At 68.8% G+C, this 24,521-nt stretch carries 13 protein-coding genes, 2 tRNA genes and 19 pseudogenes; 29 read left to right on the forward strand and 5 right to left on the reverse strand.

Annotated features, from left to right (window positions below):
- Positions 1–298: 298 nt before the first annotated feature.
- Complete coding sequence (locus RBJ77_RS47765; RefSeq protein WP_372350717.1) at positions 299–742, reverse strand: hypothetical protein; 444 nt, start codon at positions 740–742, stop codon at positions 299–301.
- A gap of 1,021 nt (positions 743–1,763) precedes the next feature.
- On the opposite strand from RBJ77_RS47765, the gene RBJ77_RS47770 reads away from it, so the two are divergent.
- The 6 genes and pseudogenes from RBJ77_RS47770 to RBJ77_RS47795 all read left to right on the forward strand — a co-directional run.
- Positions 1,764–1,838, forward strand: a tRNA-Thr gene (locus tag RBJ77_RS47770).
- A gap of 217 nt (positions 1,839–2,055) precedes the next feature.
- Positions 2,056–2,224 (forward strand): annotated as a pseudogene (rpmG, locus tag RBJ77_RS47775) (50S ribosomal protein L33); the annotation flags it as partial.
- Positions 2,225–2,347: 123 nt separating this feature from the next.
- Positions 2,348–2,801, forward strand: a pseudogene (locus tag RBJ77_RS47780) (MaoC family dehydratase N-terminal domain-containing protein).
- A gap of 5 nt (positions 2,802–2,806) precedes the next feature.
- Positions 2,807–3,234: pseudogene (locus RBJ77_RS47785) on the forward strand (MaoC/PaaZ C-terminal domain-containing protein).
- Positions 3,235–4,088: 854 nt separating this feature from the next.
- Positions 4,089–5,403, forward strand: a pseudogene (locus RBJ77_RS47790) (DHA2 family efflux MFS transporter permease subunit); the annotation flags it as partial.
- A gap of 148 nt (positions 5,404–5,551) precedes the next feature.
- Positions 5,552–5,913, forward strand: a pseudogene (locus tag RBJ77_RS47795) (DUF3291 domain-containing protein); the annotation flags it as partial.
- A 153-nt stretch (positions 5,914–6,066) separates the two neighbouring features.
- Here the strand turns inward: RBJ77_RS47795 and RBJ77_RS47800 are convergent.
- Positions 6,067–6,396 (reverse strand): hypothetical protein, encoded by a 330-nt coding sequence (locus tag RBJ77_RS47800; RefSeq protein WP_372350718.1) that lies wholly within the window; start codon positions 6,394–6,396, stop codon positions 6,067–6,069.
- Between the two features lie 335 nt (positions 6,397–6,731).
- On the opposite strand from RBJ77_RS47800, the gene RBJ77_RS47805 reads away from it, so the two are divergent.
- On the forward strand, positions 6,732–7,061 hold the full coding sequence (locus RBJ77_RS47805; RefSeq protein ID WP_372350725.1) for a hypothetical protein: 330 nt from the start codon (positions 6,732–6,734) through the stop codon (positions 7,059–7,061).
- A gap of 2,248 nt (positions 7,062–9,309) precedes the next feature.
- Positions 9,310–9,917, forward strand: a pseudogene (locus tag RBJ77_RS47810) (TetR/AcrR family transcriptional regulator).
- A gap of 197 nt (positions 9,918–10,114) precedes the next feature.
- On the opposite strand, the pseudogene RBJ77_RS47815 reads toward RBJ77_RS47810, so the two are convergent.
- The 3 pseudogenes from RBJ77_RS47815 to RBJ77_RS47825 form a co-directional block, all read right to left on the reverse strand.
- Positions 10,115–10,561, reverse strand: a pseudogene (locus tag RBJ77_RS47815) (adenosine deaminase); the annotation flags it as partial.
- Positions 10,562–10,745: 184 nt separating this feature from the next.
- A pseudogene (locus RBJ77_RS47820) lies at positions 10,746–10,814 on the reverse strand (hypothetical protein); the annotation flags it as partial.
- 399 nt (positions 10,815–11,213) lie between these two features.
- Positions 11,214–11,486, reverse strand: a pseudogene (locus RBJ77_RS47825) (aminotransferase class I/II-fold pyridoxal phosphate-dependent enzyme); the annotation flags it as partial.
- Between the two features lie 1,095 nt (positions 11,487–12,581).
- Between RBJ77_RS47825 and RBJ77_RS47830 the strand changes: the two are divergent.
- The 21 genes and pseudogenes from RBJ77_RS47830 to RBJ77_RS47930 form a co-directional block, all read left to right on the forward strand.
- A tRNA-Trp gene (locus RBJ77_RS47830) sits at positions 12,582–12,658 on the forward strand.
- A 102-nt stretch (positions 12,659–12,760) separates the two neighbouring features.
- Positions 12,761–13,042, forward strand: a pseudogene (gene secE / locus RBJ77_RS47835) (preprotein translocase subunit SecE).
- Between the two features lie 74 nt (positions 13,043–13,116).
- Positions 13,117–13,260 (forward strand): annotated as a pseudogene (locus RBJ77_RS47840) (transcription termination/antitermination protein NusG); the annotation flags it as partial.
- Between the two features lie 190 nt (positions 13,261–13,450).
- Positions 13,451–13,633 (forward strand): annotated as a pseudogene (locus RBJ77_RS47845) (transcription termination/antitermination protein NusG); the annotation flags it as partial.
- 85 nt (positions 13,634–13,718) lie between these two features.
- Positions 13,719–14,057: a hypothetical protein gene (locus tag RBJ77_RS47850; RefSeq protein WP_372350727.1), complete on the forward strand. Its 339-nt coding sequence runs from the start codon at positions 13,719–13,721 to the stop codon at positions 14,055–14,057.
- Between the two features lie 133 nt (positions 14,058–14,190).
- Positions 14,191–14,625 (forward strand): annotated as a pseudogene (gene rplK, locus RBJ77_RS47855) (50S ribosomal protein L11).
- Positions 14,626–14,703: 78 nt separating this feature from the next.
- A pseudogene (gene rplA / locus RBJ77_RS47860) lies at positions 14,704–15,437 on the forward strand (50S ribosomal protein L1).
- Positions 15,438–15,562: 125 nt separating this feature from the next.
- The gene (locus tag RBJ77_RS47865) at positions 15,563–16,249 is read left to right on the forward strand and encodes a hypothetical protein (RefSeq protein ID WP_372350719.1); all 687 of its coding nucleotides are present in this window, start codon (positions 15,563–15,565) and stop codon (positions 16,247–16,249) included.
- Between the two features lie 70 nt (positions 16,250–16,319).
- Positions 16,320–17,260, forward strand: a pseudogene (locus tag RBJ77_RS47870) (hypothetical protein).
- A gap of 269 nt (positions 17,261–17,529) precedes the next feature.
- Positions 17,530–18,061 (forward strand): annotated as a pseudogene (rplJ, locus tag RBJ77_RS47875) (50S ribosomal protein L10).
- Between the two features lie 110 nt (positions 18,062–18,171).
- Positions 18,172–18,561 (forward strand): annotated as a pseudogene (rplL, locus tag RBJ77_RS47880) (50S ribosomal protein L7/L12).
- Between the two features lie 976 nt (positions 18,562–19,537).
- Positions 19,538–19,699 carry a hypothetical protein gene (locus RBJ77_RS47885; RefSeq protein WP_372344997.1) on the forward strand — a complete coding sequence of 54 codons (162 nt, stop codon included), beginning with the start codon at positions 19,538–19,540 and terminating at the stop codon, positions 19,697–19,699.
- 174 nt (positions 19,700–19,873) lie between these two features.
- Positions 19,874–20,497, forward strand: a complete 624-nt coding sequence (locus tag RBJ77_RS47890) for a hypothetical protein (RefSeq protein WP_372350720.1) — start codon at positions 19,874–19,876, stop codon at positions 20,495–20,497.
- A 52-nt stretch (positions 20,498–20,549) separates the two neighbouring features.
- Entirely contained in the window at positions 20,550–20,957 is a 408-nt protein-coding gene (locus RBJ77_RS47895) for a hypothetical protein (protein WP_372350721.1), read from the forward strand.
- Positions 20,942–21,187 carry a hypothetical protein gene (locus RBJ77_RS47900; protein WP_372350722.1) on the forward strand — a complete coding sequence of 82 codons (246 nt, stop codon included), beginning with the start codon at positions 20,942–20,944 and terminating at the stop codon, positions 21,185–21,187. The genes RBJ77_RS47895 and RBJ77_RS47900 overlap by 16 nt, the downstream gene beginning before the upstream one ends.
- A gap of 83 nt (positions 21,188–21,270) precedes the next feature.
- Positions 21,271–21,588 (forward strand): hypothetical protein, encoded by a 318-nt coding sequence (locus RBJ77_RS47905; protein WP_372350726.1) that lies wholly within the window; start codon positions 21,271–21,273, stop codon positions 21,586–21,588.
- Positions 21,589–21,735: 147 nt separating this feature from the next.
- Positions 21,736–21,843: a hypothetical protein gene (locus RBJ77_RS47910; RefSeq protein ID WP_372350723.1), complete on the forward strand. Its 108-nt coding sequence runs from the start codon at positions 21,736–21,738 to the stop codon at positions 21,841–21,843.
- A gap of 8 nt (positions 21,844–21,851) precedes the next feature.
- Positions 21,852–22,079, forward strand: a complete 228-nt coding sequence (locus RBJ77_RS47915; protein ID WP_372350724.1) for a hypothetical protein — start codon at positions 21,852–21,854, stop codon at positions 22,077–22,079.
- A gap of 258 nt (positions 22,080–22,337) precedes the next feature.
- A pseudogene (locus tag RBJ77_RS47920) lies at positions 22,338–22,457 on the forward strand (hypothetical protein); the annotation flags it as partial.
- A gap of 74 nt (positions 22,458–22,531) precedes the next feature.
- The gene (locus RBJ77_RS47925; RefSeq protein ID WP_372350728.1) at positions 22,532–22,660 is read left to right on the forward strand and encodes a hypothetical protein; all 129 of its coding nucleotides are present in this window, start codon (positions 22,532–22,534) and stop codon (positions 22,658–22,660) included.
- Between the two features lie 98 nt (positions 22,661–22,758).
- A pseudogene (locus tag RBJ77_RS47930) lies at positions 22,759–24,500 on the forward strand (DNA-directed RNA polymerase subunit beta'); the annotation flags it as partial.
- Positions 24,501–24,521 lie beyond the last annotated feature (21 nt).

The raw sequence follows: 24,521 nt of genomic DNA on the forward strand, positions 1-24,521 counted from the left end.
CGTGTACTTCGTTCGGTCAATTGGACAACCGTTTTCGCATTTTATCGTGAAACGCTCGCGTTTTTCGTGCGCCGCTTCTGCCCGGGGTGCGAAGGTGCCGCTCTGGCCGCCTCGAGCGTCTAGAAGGCCCCGTCAGTGCGCAGTCTCCCTGACGGGCTCATGCTGGCGGGCAGCCCGTTGAGACCGACCCCAGCGGCGGACATAAACCCGCTGGACGGAGAACTTCTGACGATCCCTCACACATCAGCACGTACGCGCGTGTTCACTCACGGGTGACCACGCGCGCGGAGGCTGGGCGCTACGCGGGACCCGCCGCCCCGTGCTTGGCCGCCCCGCCCCTGCCGCGGCAGGTCGAGCGCGACGCGGCGGCCGAGTCGCGAGTACTCCCGCACCGCGCTGGTCCGTGCCGACCGCCCCGGTGCACGACGATCCAGTAATACGCGAGCGACAGCGCCCCCGCCAGCGAGATGTACACCGCAGGCGCTCCCGCGGGGAACCCCGCCTCCACCCGCACCTCCGGCAGCCCGAGCGCCGCCCGCGCCACCGAACTCACCGCGTCGTACGTCTCGTATCCCGGCGCGAGGCCAGCAAGTAGCCGGCCTCCAGCGGATCGCCCCGGCCCACCAGTTCGCGACGTCCCGCAACGCCCGCTGCCCGCCGCCACCCGCACCCCGGCCGCCCGCAGCAGCCGTACCGGCTGACCCCGCCCGTCCACGCCCGCGCAGCCGCCTGCGGCAGGCACGCCACCACCACCCGGCGCCACGAGCCCGTCCGCGGCCCGCCGCGCCACCTCCGCAGGCAGCCCGCGCCAGACCGCCCAGCGGGTACCGTGACACCACTGCGCGGCCGCCGGCGGCCTGCAGGGCCGTCCGAGCGGGCCGGGTCGGCGCCGTCCGTGTGCAGGTCGGCCGGGCAGCCACCGTGCTCAGCGGCGACCTCCAGCCGCCGCCTCCACGTAGCCGTCGGGTCGGGATCCCGGGCCAGGGCAGCCACCTACCTACGGAGGCGCCCATCTTCTGGCGTCCTGGCGTCGCGACCCCATTAACCCCACGAGAGCGGTCAGCAGCCGCGGCATCGCCACCGCCTGGGTCCGCGAGAGCCCCATCAGGGACCGCCGGGCCTGCCTTTGGCTCCGGCCAGCCGAACCTCCGCCATTAGCCGATCCGCACGTGGGAGCGCACCGCGGTGGCCCCATTGCCCGAGCTGCAGGAGGGGTGGCCTCTGACCCCGGCGCTGGACGTCGTCCGCGTCGTACAGGACCGGCCGTCGCCGTCCGCCGTGGTGCCGTGTCGCCCGATGCGCGTGATGCGGCTCTCCCGCGGGAGCGGGCAGCAGGTAGCCGGAAGGTCCACGCGCGGCCCGTGCGCCGTGACGCAGGCGTGCAGGCGACCTCGATGCGCCCGCCGCCAGCGCGTCGGCCCCACTGCCGTCGGTGAGCCGGGCGCCGCTCAGCGCTAACAGTCCCGAGCCGTCCGGCACGGAGTCGTCGCCAGGTGCGCCGGGGACGGGGGCTGCGGCGGGCTGTCGGGCATCGCGCTCCAGAGGGCTCGTCAGGGCTGGTGGCGGACTCAAGATCACGCAGAGTGGGATTGAGTACGGACGGTGGCCGGGCCGCTTCGAGGAAGGCCGCAAAAAGTCGTACTGATGAGGTCCGAGTGGCGCAAGTGCCGGTCGGGGAAAGAGCGCCAGGGTTCCCCTCGGGCAGTGGCGGCGGGAAACAGTTTGGGCGATCGGCGCGCGACCGTGTAATGTCTTCATCGCTCGCCCCAATAAGCTCCAGTCGGTAGAGCGTCTCCATGGTAAGGAGAAGGTCTGCAGTTCGATTCCGCATTGGGGCTCCTGCGTGATGGTTCCTCACCTCCCGTGAGCTCGCATCACAGCAGGGTGTAGCTCCGAGTCCGGTAGAGCAAGCGGCTCATAATCGCCGTGTCACCGGTTCCAGAGTCCGGTGCACCACGCTGCTGACAGTAGCCGATTTCGGGAGTCGGTCCTCTCGATCGAGCTACTCTTATGCTGTTAATCCATCCCGTCCTGTCCGTCAAGGAGCACTTCCACGTGGCTGCCACCGACGTCCGCCCGAAGATCAATACGCTGGCCTGCGTGGAGTGCAAGTGAGCGGAACTACATCACCAAGAAGAACCGGCGTGGCGACCCGGACCGTCTTGGAGATGAAGCTGCACTGCCCGCGTTGCAACGCGCGCACACCGCGCACCGCGAAACGCGCGCGCTAATTGGGCGCTTCGCACATGAGCGCCGTCCCCAATCTTGCGGCATGTCGTTGTCCGCTGCTTGATCCCGTCGCATTCCCCTCTCGTCACTCACCCAGGAGGTGCCGAGTCCATGGCGCATTCGAGCGAGTCCCTTCGTGGGGCGGACCTACCCGCCCACCGCCCCCGTACGAGGTCGGCCGAGAAGATCCGCGGAGTTCGCGTGGAGGCGGTCGGGGACGCGAACCCCGCCTACGTCGACCCCGGCGGCCGCGCGTGAGCTCCGGCCGCACGATGTGATCGCCCCGCCCACTTTTGTGTTCGCGATCACGTTCAAGGCGGCCGGCGAGGTCGTCCACGACCCGGAGCTGGGTCTCGACTACAGCCGCGTCGTGCACGGCGACCAGAGTTCGCCTACACGCGCCCGGTGCGCCCTGGTGACCGGCTCAGCGTCACCTCCACCATCGAGGGCATCAGGTCCCTCGCGGGCAACGATATCATCGACGTCCGCGGCGAGGTGCAACGACAGGGCGGGCGAGCACGTCGTGACCGCCCTGGACCAAGCTCGTCTCGCGCGCCGCTGAGGAGGCCTGATCGCCATGGCGACGACCATCAAGCACGCCGACGTCGAGATCGGCGCGAGCTGCCGGCGCAGAGCTTCCCGTGACGCGCGCACAGCGTCGTCGAGCGCGCGCGCCTCCGGCGACTTCAGCCCGATCCACTGGAACGAGAAGTTCGCGGTCGAGGTCGGTCTGCCGGATGTGATCGCGCACGGCATGTTCACCATGGCCGAGGCGATCCGCGTCGTCACCGACTGGGCCGGCGACCCGGCCGCGGTCGTGGAGTACGGCGTGCGTTCGTCAGCCGGTCGTCGTCCCGAACGACGACAAGGGCGCCGAGATCGAGGTCGGGCGCCAAGGTCGCGGCCAAGCTCGACGACAACCGCGTGCGGGTCGACCTGATGACGCCATGAGCGCGGGCCAGAAGGTGCTCCGGGATGTCGCGAGCGGTCGTCCAGCTGGTCTGATCGCCGCCTGTAGCTGTGTGCGTAAGGGTGCCCGGCTGGGCACCCTTACGCGCTCTCGTGGGCACCTCGTGCGTTTCCGCCCTTCGGCCGCGAGGGGTTGACGTAGATAGTGATTGGCCATCTAACTTGGTCGCATGGTCAGGATGAGTGCGGAGGAGCGGCGCGAGGCGTCATCCGTGCGGCGATGATCGAATTCGCCCGCGGCTACAAGGGCACGTCCACCGAGGCGATCGCCAAGCGTGGGTGTCTCGCAGCCGTATCTCTTCCGGCTCTTCCCGGGAAGCAGGCCATCTTCCTGAGCGTCCCGGCGTTTGCTGCGAAGCGGACCACACCGAGGGTCTTCCGCAAGGCGCGTCAGGAGGGACTCTAGGGCGAAAGAGAGACTGCATGCGATAGGGCGGCGTACCAGTCGCCTCATCGCCGACGAGACTCGGACGTGCTGCTGATGCAGATGCAGATGTAGGTCGCCGTGGCCTCCCGGCGGAGGCGTCCGGTGACCGGGAGTTCGCGGAGACGCTGCGGGCCGGCTGGATGTGTACGACACGGTCCTGCTGGCGCTGGGCGAGGGTGAGACGACGCAGTTCCTGGCGTTCGGCATGTTGGTCAACGTCCTGGTGTCGATGGGCTTCCAGCCCGATCACCGGGTGCGGACGGGCTTCTACGAGCTCAGTTTCAGCGCGAGTAGCCGACGGTGCGGGCGTCATGAGGGTGCGGTTTTCTTGTGCCCGTGAAAGTTGAGTCATCAATAACTAATCTTTCCGGATCTCGGGGAAAGCACGTGTGGGCGAGCTGCGGCGGATAGCAGGCGCGGGGGAGCGGTCTGGGCCCTCCTCATCACCAGCGTCGCCGGATTCATGGCGGCGCTCGACAGCTCTCGTCGTCACCACCGCCCTGCCGTCCATCCGCGCGGACTTCGGCGGCGCGCTCGACGACCTGGAGTGGACGGTCAGCGCGTACACGCTCACCTTCGCCGTGCTGCTGATGTTCGGCGCCGCGCTCGGTGACCGGTTCGGGCGCCGCCGGCTCTTCCTCGTCGGCCTGACGGTCTTCACCGGGGCCTCCGCCGCCGCGGCCATGGCCCCGGTATCGACTCGCTGATCGCGGCCCGCGCGGTGCAGGGCGTCGGCGCCGCGATCATGATGCCGCTCACGCTGACCCTGCTCACCGCGGCCGTCCCGGTCGCCAAGCGCGGGATGGCGTACGGGATCTGGGGCGCGGTCAACGGACTCGCGGTCGCCTCCGGGCCCTCATCGGCGGCAGCCTCACCGAGCACATCTCCTGGCACTGGATCTTCTGGCTGAACGTCCCGCTGGGCCTCGCCCTGCTGCCCCTGGCCCGGCTCCGGCTGAAGGAGTCGTACGGGTCCGGCGCCCGGCTCGACATCGTGGGCACCCTGCTCGCCAGCGGCGGCCTCTTCGGCATCGTCTACGGGCTGGTGCGCGCGCCGATCGTCGGCTGGAGCGACACGCTCGTCCTGACCGGGCTGTTCGCCGGCGTGGCCCTGCTCTGCGGGTTCGTCCGCCACGGCAGCCGGCACCAGAACCCCATGCTCCCCATGCGGCTCTTCCGGTCCCGTGCCTTCGCCGGCATCAACGCAGCGAGCCTGCTGATGTTCCTCGGGATGTTCGGCTCGATCTTCCTGCTCGCCCAGTTCATGCAGGGCGTGCTCGGCTACTCGCCGACCGAGGCGGGCCTGCGGATGCTGCCCTGGACCGGCATGCCGATGCTCGTCGCGCCGATCGCCGGATACCTGTCGGACCGGATCGGCGGCCGCCCGGTCGTCGCCGCCGGACTCTTCCTCCAGGCCGTCGGACTCGGCTGGTTCGCCGCCGTGGTCGCCGCCGACGTGTCGTACGCCGCCCAGCTGCCCGCCCTCATCGTCAGCGGCATCGGGATGTCCCTCTACTTCGCCCCGGCATCCAACCTGGTCATGTCCAGCGCCCGGCCGGACAGGCAGGGGCATCGCCTCCGGGGCCAACAACGCCACTGCGCGAGGTCGGCGGCGCCCTCGAGCATCGCGGTCATGGCGTCGATCTTCTCGGCGCAGGGCGGCTACGGCTCCGCGCAGCAGTTCGTGAGCGGCATCAGAGCCCGCCCTGTGGGTCCGGCGCCGCCGTGGTGGCCGTGGCGGGCGTCGCGGCCCTGTTCATCCCGCGGGCCCGGAGCGCCTGCAGCCACTACGGCCGTAGTGCGGGACGCCGAGCCGGCGGTTCTGGAGAGACGCCTGACCGCAGGACGCCTGACCACCAGAGCGCCTGGCCACCGGACAGCGGCCACAGGACGCCCGGCCACTGGACACCGACCTGGGAGGCGCGTCATGCCGACCCTGCCCTGGACCGTTCCGAACACCCCGCACACGCGCGCGGAGGCCGCGTCTTCGCCTCCCGCTTCGAGGCCCGCACCCTGTGCATCGCCCTGAAGTTCTTCCTCCGCACGCCCGCACGATCTGGCGCCAGGTGGGCCGCGCGCCCCGGCAGCCCTACGGAGCGACCCTGAAGGCGCAGCCCCTCAAGCGCACCTTCTGGACGCTGTCCGTCTGGGAGTCGCCCAAGGCGCTCAAGGCCTTCGCGGCCTCCCGCGCCGCACGGGCCGATCGCCGCCGGACTGCGCGACCAGATGAAGGACGCGAAGTTCGTCACATGGCAGACCACCACCGACGCACTGCCGATCGACTGGAAGCGACGCCTCTGCGGCGCCTCCCGTGAGACGCGGTACGAGAACGGCCCCGCCCGACCGGCGGGGCCGTTCTCGTACCCTGGTGCGCGATGCAGGAACTCACGAAGCCCCCCTCGCTGACCACCTTCCGGCTCGGCGGGCCCGCCACCCGGCTGCTCACCCGCGACGACCGACGCCGAGGTGGTCGACGCGGTGCGCAGAGCCGACGCCGCCGGCACGCCGCTGCTGATCATCGGCGGCGGCAGCAACCTCGTCATCGGCGACGAGGGCTTCGCAGGGCACCGCCCTGCGCATCGCCACCAAGGGCTTCGAACTCGACGGCACGAAGCTGGAGTTGGCGGCCGGCGAGGGTGTGGACCGACGCCGTGGCGCGGGACCGTCGAGGCGGGCCTCGCGGGCATCGAGTGCCTCGCCGGCATCCCGGGCTCGGCCGGCGCGACGCCGATCCAGAACGTCGGCGCGTACGGCCAGGAGGGTCTCCGCCACGATCACCGAGGTGATCGCCTACGACCGCGAGGCGGGCGAGACCGTCACGATCCCGAACGCCGAGTGCGCCTTCTCGTACCGCCACAGCCGCTTCAAGGCCGAACCCGACCGCTATGTGGTGCTGCGGGTGCGGTTCGAGCTGGAGGACGCGGACGGGCTGAGCGCGCCCATCAAGTACCCGGAGACCGCCCGCACCCTCGGCGTGGAGGCCGGGGACCGCGTCCCGGCGGCCACCGCGCGCGAGACCGTCTTGAAGCTGCGCGCGGGCAAGGGCATGGTCCTCGACCCGGAGGACCACGACACCTGGTCGGCCGGCCTCGTTCTTCACGAACCCGATCCTCACGGAGGCGGAGTTCGCCGCCTTCCACGCGCGCGCGTGGCCGAGCGCCTGGGCCCCGACGCGAAGGCGCGCGCCTTCCCCCGCGGGCGACGGGCTCACCAAGACCTCGGCGGCCTGGCTCATCGACAAGGCGGGCTTCACCAAGGGCTACGGCACGGGCCCCGCCCGCATCTCCACGAAGCACACCCTGGCCCTCACCAACCGCGGCGAGGCCACCACGGAGGACCTCCCTGACCCTCGCCCGCGAGGTCGTCGCGGGCGTGCGCGGGCCTTCGGCGCAGACGCTGGTCAACGAGCCGGTGACGGGCTCGGCGTCCGCCTCTGAGCCGCGATTTTCCATTGACCCCGTAGGCACTCGCTGATAGTGACGACGTCAGAGCAGATCGACACGTACATCAGGGGTGGGGACACAGATGAGGAGAACGGCGACAGTCAGGCTGCCCGCACGGCACGCGCAAGCGCTGCTGCGCGCGCAGAGTTCGGGCCGCGCGCGCAGGCACGGGCCGCCCCTGGAGGCGCGCACGGACCGCACGCAGGCCTTTCGCTGAATCCTCGGCCGCGCCCATGCCGCCGAGGACTGACGACGGCACGACCTGGAGGCCGAGCGCGCCTACCGCGCCGGACTCGGTACGCCTTCCGGACGACCCTGGACCTGCTCGCCGCGTACGCGGAGCCCGGTCCTGGCCTGGCGACCCCATGGAGCAGCCTCGGGCGCCTGGCGCGCGGGCGATCGGGCCGCGGACCGGCTAGCGGGAACTCGGCGCGGACTCGCCGCAGGCGCCGCGCCACGCGAGCCGGCCGACTGAGCGGTACGGCACCGCCGCGCGTCCGAGAACCGTGTCCAGCGCCACGACGCCAGGACCGCCCTGAACAGCGGCGTGGGACCCGCGCGCCGCCGCCGCGCAGGCGGGAGGAGGGCCGCACCCGGCCTGGCTTGAACGACCGGCGGCTTGCAGACGCGCCAGGGACGCTTCGCCGCGCTGGGTGCCGGACTCGGCCTCACGTGTCTGACGCGCGCCGGCCGTACGCCCGCTTTGCTCGTGCTCGGCCTGCTGGCGGGCGGCTCGGCTGCCGGTCGATGCCCGCTCTGGGACTCTCCCGAGCCGCGCTCCTGTGCGCTGACCGTGCTGGTCCCGTGCACTGCGCGAGCAGCCAAGGTGCTCTGTGGACGCGCAGGCGGCGGGCGCGCTGCGGCTGCCTCGGCACGGGATCCGCTCCGGCTCCCCGGACGTGCCGCCGCGGGACCCGGCTGCGCGAAGCAGGCGGGCCCTCGCGCCTGCCCTGACCGTCGTGGCGGGCGCGCTGCGTGCCGTCGCGGGATGGCAGTACGAGCGGTGGGCGGACTATCCGCGCTATGCGGCGGCGACGCCGAAGCCTTCCACGGGATGCCCTCGACTCGACGCGGGCGGCGTGGCCGACCAGCCGGAACTCTCTCGCTGGCGCAGACGGTGCCGGCCGACGACGCCGAACCGTTCTCCGCCGTCACAAGGACGAGAAGACCGGCGCGCTGATCGTGTCCCCGCCGGAGCACCGACCTGCACGACCAGGTTCCTCGAAGATCGCGGCAGGACGAGATGCGCGACGGGTTCGGCAGCGCGGGCATGATGCGGTGAAGGACACCTGGAGTGGCCGAACCGTGAGGCCCTGGCGGAGAGCTCGGGTGCGGCGCCTACAGCGCGTCCGGGCGTGACGTCTCGGCGTGCGCGCGCAGCCGACAAGGGCAGCATGGGCATGGTCATGGTGTCCGGTGACGACGACCGCGGGGCATCGCCAGGACCACTCGCGAACGGCGCGAGGCCACCTTGCGACCCATCGCGGAGGGGCGCGGTCGGCGGCACGCCACCCTATCGCCCTGCTTCACCGCCGCCGGGTCGTCCACCAATCGCCAGCATCGCATTGCGCCACGTCCGCGCGGGATGCTGGCCCGAGCGCGGGAAGCGCCCACGACGGTCCGGTACGAGCCGGTGAGCGGCTTGTCCTGGAGAGCGCGGGCGCACCTGGCGTCCAGTCCGTCGTGCGCTCGCCGCCACCTCGGCCTCCAGTGGCGGCCAGATCGACCGCAGACGGCGCTCGAGGACCGAGCCGACCAGTTTCACCATGGCGCGCCGGCGGAGCGGCGAGTTGGCGGGCCGCCACCGTCCTGCGCTGACCACGAGCAGCCGGCGCACGCCCTCCGCCTCCATCGCCTTGAGGACGGAGCTGCGTCAGCTCCGCGGCGACGCCCGCGTCCGCCTTCTCTTGCGGGGCGCCGAGCGGAGAGCACCGCGTCCCGGCCCGCGACCGCGGGGGCGCAGCGACTCCGGGTCCCTCAGGTCGCCGTGAAGACCTCCAAGGCGCTCCCCCGGTCACGGAGAACCGCGCCGGATCGCAGACCACCGCCGTGGACCTCGTGCCCGGCCGCCAGGGCCTGCTTGACGACCTCCTGCCCGATGCCGCCCGTCGCACCGAAAACCGTCGAGCTTCATGACCGCCTCCATGCTGCGTCACGTGGTGGGTGAGTACTCACTCACCCCCTCTCACCCTTAGAGTGAGTGGAGTACTCACCCCCGCGGCGCCGCATGCTGGGAGCCCGCATGGACCAGAAGCCGGCCCGTGTCCGCATCACCGTCGACGCGGCGCACGAACTCATGCTGAGCATCGGCCTCGCCCGCACCACCACCCAAGGCGATCGCCAAGGAGGCGGGCTGTTCCAGCGGCGCTCTACAAGTACTTCGCCAACAAGGGAGGAGCTCTTCGTGACGGTGCTCAACGAGCGCCTACCGAAGCTGGGCTCCCTCCTGGGCCGCCTTCCTCACGGAGGGCGCGGGAAACCCCGACCGCACGGTCGAGGAGAACCTCACCGACATCGCGCACGAAGCGGCGCTCTTCTACGAGCAGACGTTCCCGATGGCCGCATCCTGCACGCGGAGCCCCCAGCTCAAGCGCCGCCACGAAGAGGTGATGCGCGAGCTGGGCACCGGCCCGCACAAGCCGATCCAGGGCCTCGACGCCTATCTGAGGGCCGAACAGAAGGCGGGCCGCATCAGCGCCGGAGCTGACACGTACGCGGGCCGCCTCGCCCTCCTGGGCGCGTGCTCCCAGCGCGCCTTCGCCTACGAGATGTCCCGACCGCAGACCGCCGCAACCGGTCGACGAGTTCGCCCGGCACACGCCGCCCACGCTGCTCACCGGCATCGCATAGGCCCGCCCCGCCCCGAGCCGGCCGATCAGTCGATCAGCCGACCAACCACGCGTCCACGCCGCCGAGGAGCTTGGTCTTGACGTGCCCCGGGCGCCGCGGAGCGCGCACCGACTGCCGTGCCAGCTCGGCCAGTTCGGGCGTCGGAGAAGTCGGTGGCGGCGCGCGATCTCGTATTGGGCCGCGAGCCGCGACCCGAACAGGAGCGGGTCGTCCGCGCCGAGCGCCATCGGCACCCCGGCCTCGAACAGCGCGCAGCGGCACGTCCTCGGGCTTCGTAGACACCGAGCGCGACGTTCGACGCCGGGCACACTCGCGGTGACGCCCCGGTCGGCGAGCGCTTTCAGCAGCCGCGGGTCCTCGGCGGCCCGCACGCCGTGCCCGATCCGGGTGGCGTCCAGATCGTCGAGGCAGTCCCCGACCGAGGCCGGACCGGTCAGCTCGCCGCCGTGCGGCGCCGAGAGCAGCCCGCCCTCCCGGGCGATGTGGAAGGCCCGGTCGAAGTCCCGCGCCATCCCGCGCCGTTCGTCGCTCCGAGGCCCGAACCCGACGATGCCCCTGGTCCGCGTACCGCACCGCGCGAGCCGCGCCAGCGTCCGGGCGTCCAGCGGATGCTTCATGCGGTTCGCGGCGACGAGCACCTGCATCCGAGACCGGTCTCCCGCGACGCGCTCTCCACGGCGTCGAGGATGATCTCCAGCTGATCCAGCCCGCCCAGCCGGGGTGCGTACGACGTCGGGTCGACCTGGACTTCCAGCCACCCCTGAGCCGTCCGCGATGATCCTCCTCGGCGGCCTCCCGCACGAGCCGCTGGATGTCCTCGGGCTCCCGCAGACAGGACCGCGCCGCGTCGTAGAGCCGCTGGAAGCGGAACCATCCGCGCTCGTCGGTGGCCCGCAGCTTCGGCGGCTCCGCCCCCGGTCAGCGCCTCGGGCAGCCGCACGCCGTACTTGCCGGCGAGTTCGAGCAGGGTCGTGGGCCGCATCGACCCGGTGAAGTGCAGGTGCAGATGGGTCTCGGCAACTGACGTACGTCACGTGCTTCACGCTCCATCCCAAAGATCCTGCCGTACGTACCTGTAGTACCGGTAGCGCCTTCCACCTTCGGGGCCCCGCCCGAACGAAGAAACGGGCCGCCTCCCTGAGGAGGCGGCCTGTTCGCGAGGCTTTCTGCGCGCAGAAGCGGAAACTCAGTCCCGCGCCTCGGCCAGCAGCTTGGACGCGCGAGACGCCCTGCGACCAGGTCCTCGTCACCCAGCGCGTACGAGAGGCGCAGGTAGCCCGGCGTACCGAAGGCCTCGCCGGGCACGACGGCGACCTCGGCCTCCTCCAGGATGAGCGCGGCCAGCTCGACGGAGTCCTGCGGGCGCTTGCCGCGGATCTCCTGCCGAGCAGCCCCTTCACCGACGGGTACGCGGTAGAAGGCGCCCTTGGGCTCGGGGCAGACGACGCCGTCGATCTCGTTCAGCATCCGCACGATCGTCCTGCGACGCCGGTCGAAGGCCTCACGCATCTTCTCCACGGCGGTCAGATCGCCGGACACGGCGGGCGAAGCGCCGGCCGCCTGCGCCACGTTGGAGACGTTCGAAGTGGCGCGACTGCAGGTTCGTCGCGGCCTTCACGACGTCCTTCGGGCCGATGATCCGCACGCGCCAGCCGGTCATCGCGTACGTCTGCGACGCCGTTCACGATCGATGCAGCACTTGCCAGCGCAGCTCCGGAAGGATCGCGGGCAGCGGCGTGAACTTCGCGTCCCCGTAGACGAGCGGTGCTCGTAGATCTCGTCCGTCATGACCCACAGACCGTGCTCCACGGCCCAGCGGCCGATCGCCTCGGCGTCGGCCTCCGCTAGCACGGCGCCGCGTCGGGTTCGGCGGCGACACGAACAGCAGCGACCTTTCGATGCGCTCGGTGCGCGCGGCCCTCCAGCCGCTCGACCGGAGGCGCGGCAGCGGTCGTCCCCGTCGGCCACGACGTCCACCGGCACGCCGCCCGCGAGGCGGATCGACTCGGGGTACGTCGTCCAGTACAGCCGGGACGATGACCTCGTCGCCCGGGTCGAGGATCGCGGCGAACGCCCCGTAGATGGCCTGCTTGCCGCCGTTCGTCACCAGGATCGCGACGGCGTCGACCTCGTAGCCGGAGTCGCGCAGCGCTTCGCGGCGATCGCGGCCTTCAGCTCCGCAGACCGCCGGCCGGCGTGTAGCGGTGGAACTTCGCTCTTGCAGGCTCGATGGCCGCCTCGACGATATAGTCCGAGGTCGGGAAGTCGGGCTCACCGGCACCGAAGCCGATCACCGGGACGCCCGGCGGCCTTGAGGGCCTTGGCCTTGGCGTCGACGGCGAGGGTCGCCGACTCGGAGATGGAGCCGACGCGGGCCGAGACCCGGCGCTCGGTGGGGACGAACCAGCGGGACCCAGCGGACGGGAAGGAGTTGCAGCGCTGCCATAACCCCCATCGTTCCAGACCCGAAACCCGCCCGGCACACGGGTTTCCAAGACCATCGGATCCGGCCGCCGATCCGATGTTGATCCACTTCCCGTCGGCATCTCGTTCGACGGAGGGGCCGCGGAACACGTACACTCACTGCTCGTTGGCCTTCACCGGCCGCATTTTCTCCACAGCACTCCGTGCGTCCGGGCAGATGCGGTACGTTGGGGGAGACAAAGCGGTCGTAGCTCAATTGGTAGAGCACTGGTCTCCAAAACCAGCGGTTGGGGGTTCAAGTCCCTCCGGCCCTGCCACACTCCTTCGCCAGGATGTGTCGCATGTACGTACTGCATTGCACCGCCGTGTGGCTCAACCGGAGCGGCACGGCCACGACCCGGAATCAGGTGAGGACGAAAGTGACGGACGCCGTGGGCTCCATCGACATGCCTGATGCCCAGGATGAGGCGCCGGAGTCCAAGAAGAAGGCCCGCAGGGCAAATGGCAAGAAGGGCCCCTTCGGCCGCCTGCGCACTCTTCTACCGCCAGATCGTCGCGGAACTCCGCAAGGTCGTCTGGCCGACTCGCAGTCAGCTCTCGACGTACACGACCGTGGTGATTGTGTTCGCCGTCATCATGATCGGTCTGGTTACCGTGATTGACTATGGGTTCAACCACTCATCAAGTACATCTTCGGCTGAGCCGAGCGGAGGGCGCCGTGTCCGCGCCCCTTTCGCGTGTTCCACCCCCATGTATCCAGGAAGAAGCAGCCACCGTGTCTGACCCGAACCTGAACGACGCCATCGAGTCGGCGGAGTCCGTGGAGGACCAGCTCGACATCGTCGAGGCGGCGGACGCCGAGACCCGGACCAGGTCGAAGCTGCCGACATCGCCGCTGGTGAGCCCGCCGAGGAGGCCGCCCTCGAGGTCGAGGCCGACGGCGGGAACGACGTCGACGACGCCGAGGACGAGGCCGTCGAGGCCGAGATCGAGGCCGAGGAAGCCGTCGCGGAGCAGGTCGACCCGATCACCGCTCTGCGTGACGAGCTCGCGCGGCCTGCCCGGCGAGTGGTACGTGATCCACACCTACGCGGGCTGCGACGAAGCGCGTGAAGGCGAACCTGGAGCAGCGCGCCGTCTCGCTGAACGTCGAGCGACTTCATCTACCAGGCCGAGGTGCCCGAGGAAGAGATCGTCCAGATCAAGAACGGCGAGCGCAAGAACGTCCGGCAGAACAAAGCTGCCCGGCTGACGTGCTCGTCCGCATGGATCTGACGAACGAGTCCCGGGGCGTCGTCCGCAACACGCCGGGCGTCACCGGCTTCGTGGGGCAACGCCTACGACCCGTACCCGCTGACCCTGGACGAGATCGTCAAGATGCTCGCCCCGGAGGCCGAGGAGAAGGCCGCCCGCGAGGCCGCCGAGGCCGAGGGCAAGTTTCGGCTCCCGGCCCGCAAGGTCACCGTCGAGGTCCTGGACTTCGAGGTCGGCGACTCGGTCACCGTCACCGACGGCCCGTTCGCGACGCTGCAGGCCACGATCAACGAGATCAACGCCGACTCCGAAGAAGAAGGTCAAGGGCCTCGTCGAGATCTTCGGCCGCGAGACCCCGGTCGAGCTCAGCTTCGACCAGATCCAGAAGAACTAGTACGTCCTAGCAGCTTCTGGGCACACCGCTTCCGAACAGGTCAGATGGGCCTGCAAAAGCCTGTCTGACCTGCTCGGTTTTTGTAGCCGCGCATGGGATACCCGTTATCGTTGTGCGGTATGCCTCCATCCGGATGATCTGGACGATCATCGTTCACGAGTGGCGGCTGAACACTCACTAAGACCCGGAGAGAGAGAGCACATGCCTCCCAAGAAGAAAGAAGGTCACAGGGGCTCATCAAGCTCCAGATCCAGGCCGGCGCCGCCAGCCCGGCCCGCCAGGTCGGCCCCGCGCTGGGCCAGCACGGCGTCAACATCATGGAGTTCTGCAGGCCTACAACGCCGCGACCGAGTCGCAGCGCGGTTGGGTCATCCGGTGGAGATCACGGTCTACGAAGACCAGCTCCTTCACCTTCATCACCAAGCACCCGCCGGCCGCGAAGATGATCCTCAAGGCCGCTGGTGTCGAGAAGGGCTCCGGCGAGCCGCACAAGACCAAGGTCGCCAAGATCACCGAGGCGCAGGTCCGCGAGATCGCCACGACCAAGATGCCCGACCTCAACGCCAATGACCGGACGCCGCGTCCAAGATCATCGCCGGCACCGCCCGCTCCATGGGCATCACGGTCGAGGGCTGACACCCACCTCGTAGGTACATCCGTGGCAGGGCCTGCTCGGCCCGGACCACGACTCCTCCAGAACACACAGGAGCAGTAGTGAGCAAGCGCAGCGAGACTCTCCGCGCTGCGGACGCCAAGATCGACCGGGACAAGCTCTACGCCCCGCTCGAGGCCGTCCGTCTCGCCAAGGAGACCTCCGCGTCGAAGTTCGACGGCACCGTCGAGGTCGCCTTCCGCTCCTGGGCGTTGACCCGCGCAAGGCCGACCAGATGGTCCGTGGCACCGTGAACCTTCCGCACGGCACCGGCAAGACCGCCCGGGTCCTGGTCTTCGCGACCGGTGACCGTGCTGCGGCCGCGGAGGCCGCCGGCGCCGACATCGTCGGCTCCGACGAGCTCATCGACGAGATCTCCAGGGCCAGCGCCTGAACGAGTTCGACGCCGTCGTCGCCACCCCGGACCTCATGGGCAAGGTCGGCCGCCTCGGCCGCGTGCTCGGTCCCCGTGGCCTCATGCCGAACCCGAAGACCGGCACCGTGACCCCGGACGTGGCCAAGGCCGTGAACGAGATCAAGGGTGGCAAGATCGAGTTCCGCGTCGACAAGCACTCGAACCTGCACTTCATCATCGGCAAGGCGTCCTTCGACGACACCCAAGCTGGTGGAGAACTACGGCGCGGCGCTGGAGGAGATCCTCCGTCTGAAGCCGTCCGCCGCCAAGGGTCGCTACATCAAGAAGGCCGCCATCACCACCACGATGGGCCCCGGCATTCCGGTCGACCCGAACCGCACCCGCAACCTCCTCACCGAGGAGGACCCGGCCGCGGTCTGAGCTGCACAGCTCGCCTGAAGTCGGCGACGGGCCCCTGCACCTTCCGAGGTGCGGGGCCCGTTCCTCTTTCCCGCCCTCGTACGTACGGGCTGCGCTAGCGTCGTCGTGACCGACCCGGGGAGCGGATGAGGCACGGACGGATCGCGGCGCTCGTCGCGGCGGGCGCACTGCTGGTCGCCTGCGGCGGGCGGGAGCCGCAGGCCGACGAGGCCGCGAGCGCGCGCCCTGCGCACGGCGCAGCGGAAGGTCGCGGCGGCCGGCTCGGCGCGCGTCGAGGCGACGATGGACAGCGGCAGCCGCCTCACGTCGCAGCGCGGGCGCGCTCGGCTGGTCCGGCGGTCCCTGCGGCACCCTCGAAGTACGCGTCACCGGCGGCGAACTGGCCGCCTCCCACCCGCAAGTTGGGCGGCGACCCGTCCCAGACGCGGTTCCTGCCCGACGCGTACTACACGCGCATGACCGACGCGTTCGCCGCCTTCCAGGGCGGCCGGCACTGGATCCGCCACCCGTACGACGCGCACAGCGACCTCACCCCGGCCGACTCCCTCAAGGCGCTCGCGAAGGCCGACGACGTCCGCAGGGTCGGGCGGGAGACCGTGCACGGCGTCCGACCACCCACTACCGGGGGACCGCGGGCAAGCAGCGCATCGACGTCTGGCTCGACGCCCGCCACCTCCTGGTGCGGCGCACCCAGCGCGCGGGCGATTTCACCAGCACGGGTCCGCTACAGCGACTACGGCGCGAAGGCCCGCGCCGAGCGGCCGTCCGCCCACGACACCGTCGACTTCGACGACGTGACCGAGGCCCGCTGATCCACGGACCGCTGTCCGAGGCGTCCGATATGGTGCGCTCAGTACGCATGTTCTAAGGGGTGGGATTGAGATGACTGTTGTCGTACGACGCGCGCTCGGCACTGCCGCCGCGACCGCACTGCTCTGCACCGGGGCCGTGGCCTGCGGCGGAGGCTCGGACAAGGGGACCGAGTCGGACGCGCAGTCCCACTCGCAGATCACCCGCGCCCTGACGGCCGCGTACGAGAAGACGTCCGAGGTCAAGTCCGCCAAGGTCGAGATGACCATGAAGATGCCGTCGTCGCCGATGGCCTCGGCCACGGGCGGCGGCACCATGAAGATGTCCGGCACCATGGGCTGGGACCCCACCGTCATGGATATGACGATGAGCGGTTCCGCGCTGGCCGCCGGGGACGGATGCGCCCAAGGACATCCGCATGGTCTGGCAGGACGACGTGATGTACATGGACATGGGGCACCGCGGCCGCCAAGGACATGGACGGCAAGCGCTGGATGAAGATGGACCTCGGCGCCCTCGCGAAGGAGTCCGGCGACCAGGCGCTCACCCGCCAGATGACCGGCAGCCTGGACAGCGTGAACCAGGACCCGGCCCAGCAGATCGCGGTCCTGCTCGACTCGCCGAACCTGAAGCACATCGGCTCCGCCACGGTCGACGGCGTGAAGACCCAGCACTACAAGGGCAAGCTGACGGTCGACGAGATGATGAAGTCGAACGACTCCCTCAAGGTGCTCAGCAAGTCCGAGCGCAGCGAGCTCCTCAAGAACGTCAAGAAGGCCGGCATCAAGGACTACGACACGGAGCTGTGGGTCAACGAGGACGACCTGCCGGTCCGGATGGACGTCACGATGGACAGCGCGCAGGGCGCCGTCGAGGTCTCCGAGAAGTTCTCCGACTACGGGGCCGCGGTGAAGGTCGACGTACCGCCGGCGAACCAGACCTTCGACCTCATGGACATGCTCAAGGAGCTCGGCGACGCGGCGGGCGAGGGCGCCTCCGACAGCGACGTCTGAGCGGATTTGCTTGACACGTATCCCTTCACGTAACCTTCCACAGAAGCCAAAGACCGCTGGTCGTTGCCGCACTTTCGCAAGAGGGTGCTGGCGGCCGAAGAGATCCGCTGAAACCGCGGACGACCCGCGCAGGTGACTGTGGAAGTGCTCCTGGAGTCCTCACGGATTCTGGTCGAGCTCACGCCCCCGTGCACCTGTGCCGGGGGCGTTTCGTTTTTCCCAGCCTCCTTCTGAGCGGTCCTCATCACCCGGAAGGAGGCCGACGCTCTATGCCGACGCCCGACAAGGCTGCCGCGGTAGCCGAGCTCACGGACAAGTTCCGCAGCTCGAACGCCGCCGTGCTGACCGAGTACCGGGGTCTCACCGTGGCCCAGCTCAAGCAGCTGCGCCAGTTCGCTCGGTGAGAACTCCGAGTACGCCGTGGTGAAGAACACGCTGACCAAGATCGCGGCCAACGAGGCCGGGATCACCCACGCTCGACGACCTGTTCAACGGTCCGACGGCGGTTGCCTTCGTCACCGGTGACCCGGTGGAGTCGGCGAAGGGTCTTCGTGACTTCGCCAAGGAGAACCCGAACCTCGTCATCAAGGGCGGTGTCCTTGACGGCAAGGCGCTGTCCGCCGACGAGATCAAGAGCTTGCGGACCTCGAGTCCCGCGAGGTTCTGCTCAGCAAGCTGGCCGGTGCCTTCAAGGGCAAGCAGTCCCAGGCTGCTCAGCTCTTCCAGGCGCTGCCCTCGAAGTTCGTCCGCACCGCGGAGGCGCTTCGTGCCAAGCAGGCCGAGCAGGGCGGTGCCGAGTAATTCGGCTCGCACATTGACCGCCGCCTGAGGCGACGGTCGAAGCGGGCCGACAGTACGCCCGCCTACATGGACAACCGGCACCAGCCGATTTAGTGGAAGGATCGCCCATCATGGCGAAGCTCAGCCAGGAAGACCCTGCTCGCCCAGTTCGAGGAGATGACCCTCATCGAGCTCTCCGGAGTTCGTGAAGGCCTTCGAGGAGAAGTTCGACGTCACCGCCGCCGCGGCCGTCGCCGCTGCCGCCGGTCCGGCCCAGGGTGGCGGCGACGCCGCTGCCGCCGAGGAGCAGGACGAGTTCGACGTCATCCTCACCGGCGCCGGCGAGAAGAAGATCCAGGTCATCAAGGTCGTGCGCGAGCTCACCTCCCTGGGCCCTCAAGGAGGCCAAGGACCTCGTCGACGGCACCCCGAAGCCGGTCCTCGAGAAGGTCGCCAAGGACGCCGCGGAGAAGGCCGCCGAGGCCCTCAAGGGCGCCGGCGCCTCCGTCGAAGTCAAGTGACCTTTGCGAGTCTGCTGGACCCTCTTCGGTGAAACTGGTCCCCGAGCTGTAACACTGACGTACTGAAGGGCGATCACCCAACTGCGGTCGCCCTTCGGCGTTCGCTGGCCCGCAGGTGGACGGTGCCTTGCGATGTCGGTCGCGACGAGTATGGTGATCTCGCTGCGCCTGGCGCCACCCCTGTTCGGCCAAGAGGGGGCCTTGACGAACCGCACGCAGCGCGCAATTCTCAGGACGCGTCGTCACAACGATCCGGATCCGAGGCATGGATCGACGGCGAAGAGGGCAGTAAAGATGTGCGCTCAGCGCACAAGGAACGCCGCAGACGGTGAACGGTTGAGGACAACGAGGGTCTCAAAAACCCGCACTGGACATCAGTGGGCCTTTCTGGCTACACTGTCCCTTTCTGCGCTGCCTGTTAGCTGCTCCCTGCCTGTCACCAGGGGCATGCCTCGCCTTGAGCACTGTGGACTAAACCCGCCCTGACCTGGCCTTATCCCCAGATCAGAGGGGCCGTCCCCCTGCACGGCTTGGGACCGGTACGCGCGTAGTGAGTCCGAGCCCTCGGAAGGGACTCCCCTTGGCCGCCTCGCGCAACGCCTCGACCGCGAATACGAACAACGGCGCCAGCACCGCCCCGCTGCGCATCTCCTTTGCAAAGATCAAGGGAGCCCCTCGAGGTTCCGAACCTTTGCGCTGCAAACCGAGAGCTTCGACTGGCTGCTCGGCAACGACGCGTGGAAGGCCTGTGTCGAGGCGGCTCGAAAGGGACAGAACGTCCCCACCAAGTCCGGCCTCGAGGAGATCTTTCGAGGAGATCTCCCGATCGAGGACTTCTCCGGGTCGATGTCTCTGACGTTCCGCGACCACCGCTTCGAGCCTCCGAAGAACTCGATCGACGAGTGCAAAGGGAGCGCGACTTCACGTCTCGCCGCCCCGCTCTTCGTCACCGCCGAGTTCACTAACAACGAGACCGGTGAGACCGAGTCTCAGACGGTCTTCATGGGCGACTTCCCGCTCATGCACGAACAAGGGTACGTTCGTCATCAACGGCACCGAGCGTGTCGTGGTGTCGCAGCTGGTCCGTTCGCCCGGTGTCTACTTCGACTCCTCCATCGACAAGACGTCCGACAAGTGACATCTTCTCCGCCAAGATCATCCCGTCCCGTGCCTGGCTGGAGATGGAGATCGACAAGCGCGACATGGTCGGTGTGCGCACGATCCGCAAGCGCAAGCAGTCCGTCACCGTCCTGCCTAAGGCCTCGGTTGGACGACCGAGCAGATCCTCGAGGAGTTCGGCCAGCACGAGTCCATGCGCGCCACCCTGGAGAAGGACCACACCCAGGGCCAGGACGACGCGCTGCTCGACATCTACCGCAAGCTGCGCCCGGGCGAGCCGCCCACGCGTGAGGCCGCCTGCAGACGCTGCTCGAGAACTCTACTTCAACCTGAAGCGCTACGACCCGCGAAGGTCGGCCGCCGCATGGTGAACAAGAAGCTCGGCGCCGACGAGCCGCTGGACGCCGGCGTGCTCACCACCGACGACGTCATCGCGACCATCAAGTACCTGGTCAAGCTGCACGCCGGTGAGACCGAGACGGTCGGCGAGTCGGGTCGCGACATCATCGTCGAGACCGACGACATCGACCACTTTGGCAACCGCCGCATCCGTAACGTCGGTGAGCTGATCCAGAACCAGGTCCGTACGGGTCTCGCCCGTATGGAGCGCGTCGCGCGCGAGCGCATGACCACGCAGGACGTCGAGGCGATCACGCCGCAGACCCTGATCAACATCCGCCCCGTGGTGGCGTCGATCAAGGAGTTCTTCGGTACGTCCCAGCTGTCCCAGTTCATGGACCAGAACAACCCGCTGTCGGGGCTGACGCACAAGCGTCGTCTGAACGCCCTCGGGCCCGGGTGGTCTGCCATCCCGTGAGCGGGCCGGCTTCGAGGCTATCCGTGACGTGCACCCGTCGCACTACGGCCGCATGCGCCCGGGATCGACGACGCCCGGAAGGCCCGGTCATCGGCCTTCCGATCGGCCCGCTCGCCTCGTACGGCCGATCAACGCGTTCGGCTTCATCGAGACAAAGTACCGCAAGGTGACCGACGGTGTGTCGTCGGCGACGAGGTGGACCTACCTCACCGCCGACGAGGAGGACCGCTTCGTCATCGCGCAGGCCAACGCGCCGCTGACCGACGAGCTCCGGGTTCGCCGAGGCCTTCGCGTCCTGGTCCGCCGTCGTGGCGAGAGGTCGACTACGTGCCCGGCGCACGGATCAAGCCGACTACATGGACGTCTCCTGCCGCGCCAGATGGTGTCGGTCGCGACCGCCATGGATCCGTTCCTCGGAGCACGACGACGCCAACCGTGCCCCTCATGGGCGCGAACATGATGCGTCAGGCCGTGCTGCTGATTAAGTCCGAGGCGCCGCTGGTCGGCACCGGCATGGAGTACCGCTGCGCCGTCGACGCGCCGGCGACGTGCTCAAGGCCGAGAAGCGACGGTGTGGTCCAGGAGGTCTCCGCGACCACATCACCGCAACCAACGACGACGGCACGCGTACATGCACCACGTACCCGCCTGCACAAGTTCTCGCCAAAGCCCAACCAGGCACCTCTGTGAACCAGTAGCGTCGTCAGACGAGGGCCAGCGGGTCATTCGCCGGCCAGGTGCTGGCCGACGGTCCCGCGACCGAAGAGGGCGAGATGGGCCCCTCGGCAAGAACCTGCTCGTGGCGTCTCAGCGCCGTGGGAGGGTCACAACTACGAGGACGCCATCATCTTGTGCCAGCGGGTCTCGTCCGAGGTTTGACGTGCTCTCTTTCGATCCACATCGAAGAGCACGAGGTCGACGCGCGTGACACCAAGCTCGGCTCCGAGGAGATCGGCCTTCGGGACATCCCGAACGTCTCCGAGGAGGTCCCCGCCGACCTCGACGAGCGCGGCATCATCCGTATCGGTGCCGAGGTCGTCGCCGGCGATTATCCTCGTCGGCAAGGTCACCCAAGGGTGAGACCGAGCTGACGCCGGAGGAGCGCCTGCTCCGCGCGATCTTCGGTGAGAAGGCCCGCGAGGTCCGTGACACTCCCTGAAGGTGCCCCCACGGCGAGATCGGCAAGGTCATCGGCGTCCGCGTCTTCGACCGCGAAGAGGGCGACGAGCTACCCGGGCGTGAACCAGCTGGTTCGCGTCTACGTAGCCCAGAAGCGCAAGATCACCGACGGTGACAAGCTCGCCGGCCGCCACGGCAACAGGTGTTATCTCGAAGATCCTTCCTGATCGAGGACATGCCGTTCCTCGAGGACGGAACTCCGGTCGACATCATCCTGAACCCGCTGGGTGTGCCGTCCCGAATGAACCCGGGACAGTCCTGGAGATCCACCTCGGCTGGCTCGCCAGCCAGGGCTGGGACGTCTCCGGCCCGCGACGAGTGGGCCCAGCGCCTCCAGGCGATCGGCGCCGACCAGGTCCAGCCGCGTACGAACGTCGCGACCCCGGTCTTCGACGGCGCGTGAGGACGAGCTGGCCGGTCTGCTGGAGCACCCACCTGAACCGCGACGGCGACCGCATGGTCCTCCCCGTCCGGCAAGGCGAGGTTGTCTGACGGCCGCCCGGCGAGTTGTTCCCGGACCCGATCTCGATCGGGTACATGTACATCCTCGCTGCACCACCTGGTCGACGACAAGCTGCACGCCCGCTCGACCGGTCTGTACTGATGATCACCCAGCAGCCGCTGCGGTAAGGCCCAGTTCGGTGGCCAGCGCTTCGGTGAGATGGAGGTGTGGGCGCTGGAGGCGTACGGCGCCGCTTACGCCCTCCAGGAGCTGCTGACCATCAAGTCCGACGACGTCACCGGCCGCGTGAAGGTCTACGAGGCCATCGTCAAGGGCGAGAACATCCCCGAGCCCGGCATTCCCGAGTCCTTCAAGGTGCTCATCAAGGAAATGCAGTCCCCCAAAGCCTCAACGTGGAGGTGCTGTCCTCGGACGGCATGTCCATCGAGATGCGCGACACCGACGAGGACGTCTTCCGCGCAGCGGAGGAGCTCGGCATCGACCTGTCCCGGCGCGAGCCGAGCAGCGTCGAAGAGGTCTGACGGGTCAGGTGCGGGGGCTCAGGATGAGTCCCCGCACCGACCCCGCGACCCCCGTTTCAGACCACAGACTTACGAACCCTGAGAGGGATTGACGCATAGTGCTCGACGTCAACTTCTTCGATGAGCTCCGGATCGGTCTGGCCACCGCTGACGACATCCGTCAGTGGAGCCACGGCGAGGTCAAGAAGCCTGAGACCATCAACTACCGCACTCTCAAGCCTCGAGAAGGACGGACTCTTCTGCGAGAAGATCTTCGGTCCTTACCCGGGACTGGGAGTGCTACTGCGGCAAGCAAGCGTGTCCGCTTTCAGCGGGCATCATCTGCGAGCGCTGTGGCGTCGAGGTCACGCGCGCCAAGGTGCGCCGTGAGCGGATGGGCCACATCGAGCTCGCCGCCCCGTCACGCACATTCTGGTACTTCAAGGGCGTCCCTGTCGCGCCCTCGCCAGCCTGCCTCGACCTCGCCCCGAAGGACCTCGGGAGAAGGTCATCTACTTCGCGGCGCGACATGATCAGCGTTCGTCGACGAGGAGCGTCGTACCCGCGACCTGCCCTCCTCGAGGCGCACGTCCAGGTGGAGCGTCAGCAGGTCGAGAACCGCCGTGACTCCGACCTGAGGCCCGCGCCAAGAAGCTCGAGACCGACCTGGCCGAGCCGAGGCCGAGGGTGCCAAGGCCGACGTGCGCCGCAAGGTGCGCGAGGGTGCCGAGCGCGAGATGAAGCAGTTGCGCGACCGCGCCCAGCGCGAGATCGACCGTCTCGACGAGGTGTGGAACCGCTTCAAGAACCTCAAGGTCCAGGACCTGAGGGCGACGAGCTGCTCTACCGCGAGCGCGTGACCGCTTCGGCACGTACTTCGACGGGTCGATGGTGCCGCAGCGCTGCAGAAGCGCCTGGAGACCTTCGACCTCGAGGAGGAGGCCGAGCGCCTCCGCGAGATCATCCGTACCGGCAAGGGCCAGAAGAAGACCCGTGCGCCTGGCAGCCCAAGGTCGCTCCGCGTTCCTGCAGACCAGCAACAGCCCTAAGGGCATGGTGCTCGACTGCCGGTGCCGAAAGTCATCCTGCCGACCTGCGTCCGACGCGTGCAGTTGGACGGTGGCCGCTTGCGACCTCCGACCTGAACGCACCTGTACCGCCGCGTGATCAACCGCGAAGAACCGCCTGGTGCGCTCTTCTCGACCTCGGTGCAAGCCCGGAGATCTATCGTGAACAACGAGAAGCGCATGCTCCAGGAGGCCGTCGACGCTTCTTCGACACGCGGCCGCCGTGGTCGCCCGGGTCACGGGCCCCGGCAACCGTCCGCTCTCGAAAGTCGCCGTCCGACATGCCTGGGCGCGTCCAGAGTCGATTCCGTCGTAGAACCTGCTCGGCAAGCGAGTCGACCTACTCGGCGCGTTCCGTCATCGCCGTCGGCCCGCAGCTGAAGCTGCACCAGTGCGGTCTGCCGAAGGCCATGGCGCTGGAGCTCTTCTCGCTGGGCGCCCGTGATGAAGCGCCTGGCGTCGACCTGAACCACGCGCAGAACATCAAGAAGCGCCAAGCGCATGGTGGAGCGCGGCCGCATCGGTCGTACGGCGTCCTCGAAGAGGTCATCTGCCGAGCACCCGGTTCTGCTGAACCGTGCTCCCACTCCTGCACCGCCTCGGCATCCAGGCCTTCTCGAGCTCGCAGCTGGTCGAGCGTGCAAGGCCATCCAGATCCACCCGCTCGCCCTGCACCGCTGCGTTCAACGCGGACTTTCGACGGCGACCCGATGGCCGTGCACCTGCCGCTGAAGCGGCGCACGAAAACGCGAAAGCGTTTCACGATAAATGCGAAAACGGTTAAACACCCAGCCTCCGATTGAACGAAGTAATAC

This window comes from Streptomyces sp. KL116D, assembly GCF_030766975.1.
Taxonomy (GTDB): Bacteria; Actinomycetota; Actinomycetes; order Streptomycetales; family Streptomycetaceae; genus Streptomyces; species Streptomyces longispororuber_A.

Coding starts and splice junctions, on each gene's coding strand:
- RBJ77_RS47850 (WP_372350727.1), top strand. CDS start 13,719: ATGCTCGCCCCGGAGGCCGAGGAGAAGGCCGCCCGCGAGGCCGCCGAG.
- RBJ77_RS47865 (WP_372350719.1), top strand. CDS start 15,563: ATGAGGCACGGACGGATCGCGGCGCTCGTCGCGGCGGGCGCACTGCTG.
- RBJ77_RS47890 (WP_372350720.1), top strand. CDS start 19,874: ATGCGCGCCACCCTGGAGAAGGACCACACCCAGGGCCAGGACGACGCG.
- RBJ77_RS47895 (WP_372350721.1), top strand. CDS start 20,550: ATGCGCCCGGGATCGACGACGCCCGGAAGGCCCGGTCATCGGCCTTCC.
- RBJ77_RS47900 (WP_372350722.1), top strand. CDS start 20,942: ATGGGCGCGAACATGATGCGTCAGGCCGTGCTGCTGATTAAGTCCGAG.
- RBJ77_RS47905 (WP_372350726.1), top strand. CDS start 21,271: ATGGGCCCCTCGGCAAGAACCTGCTCGTGGCGTCTCAGCGCCGTGGGA.
- RBJ77_RS47915 (WP_372350724.1), top strand. CDS start 21,852: ATGCCGTTCCTCGAGGACGGAACTCCGGTCGACATCATCCTGAACCCG.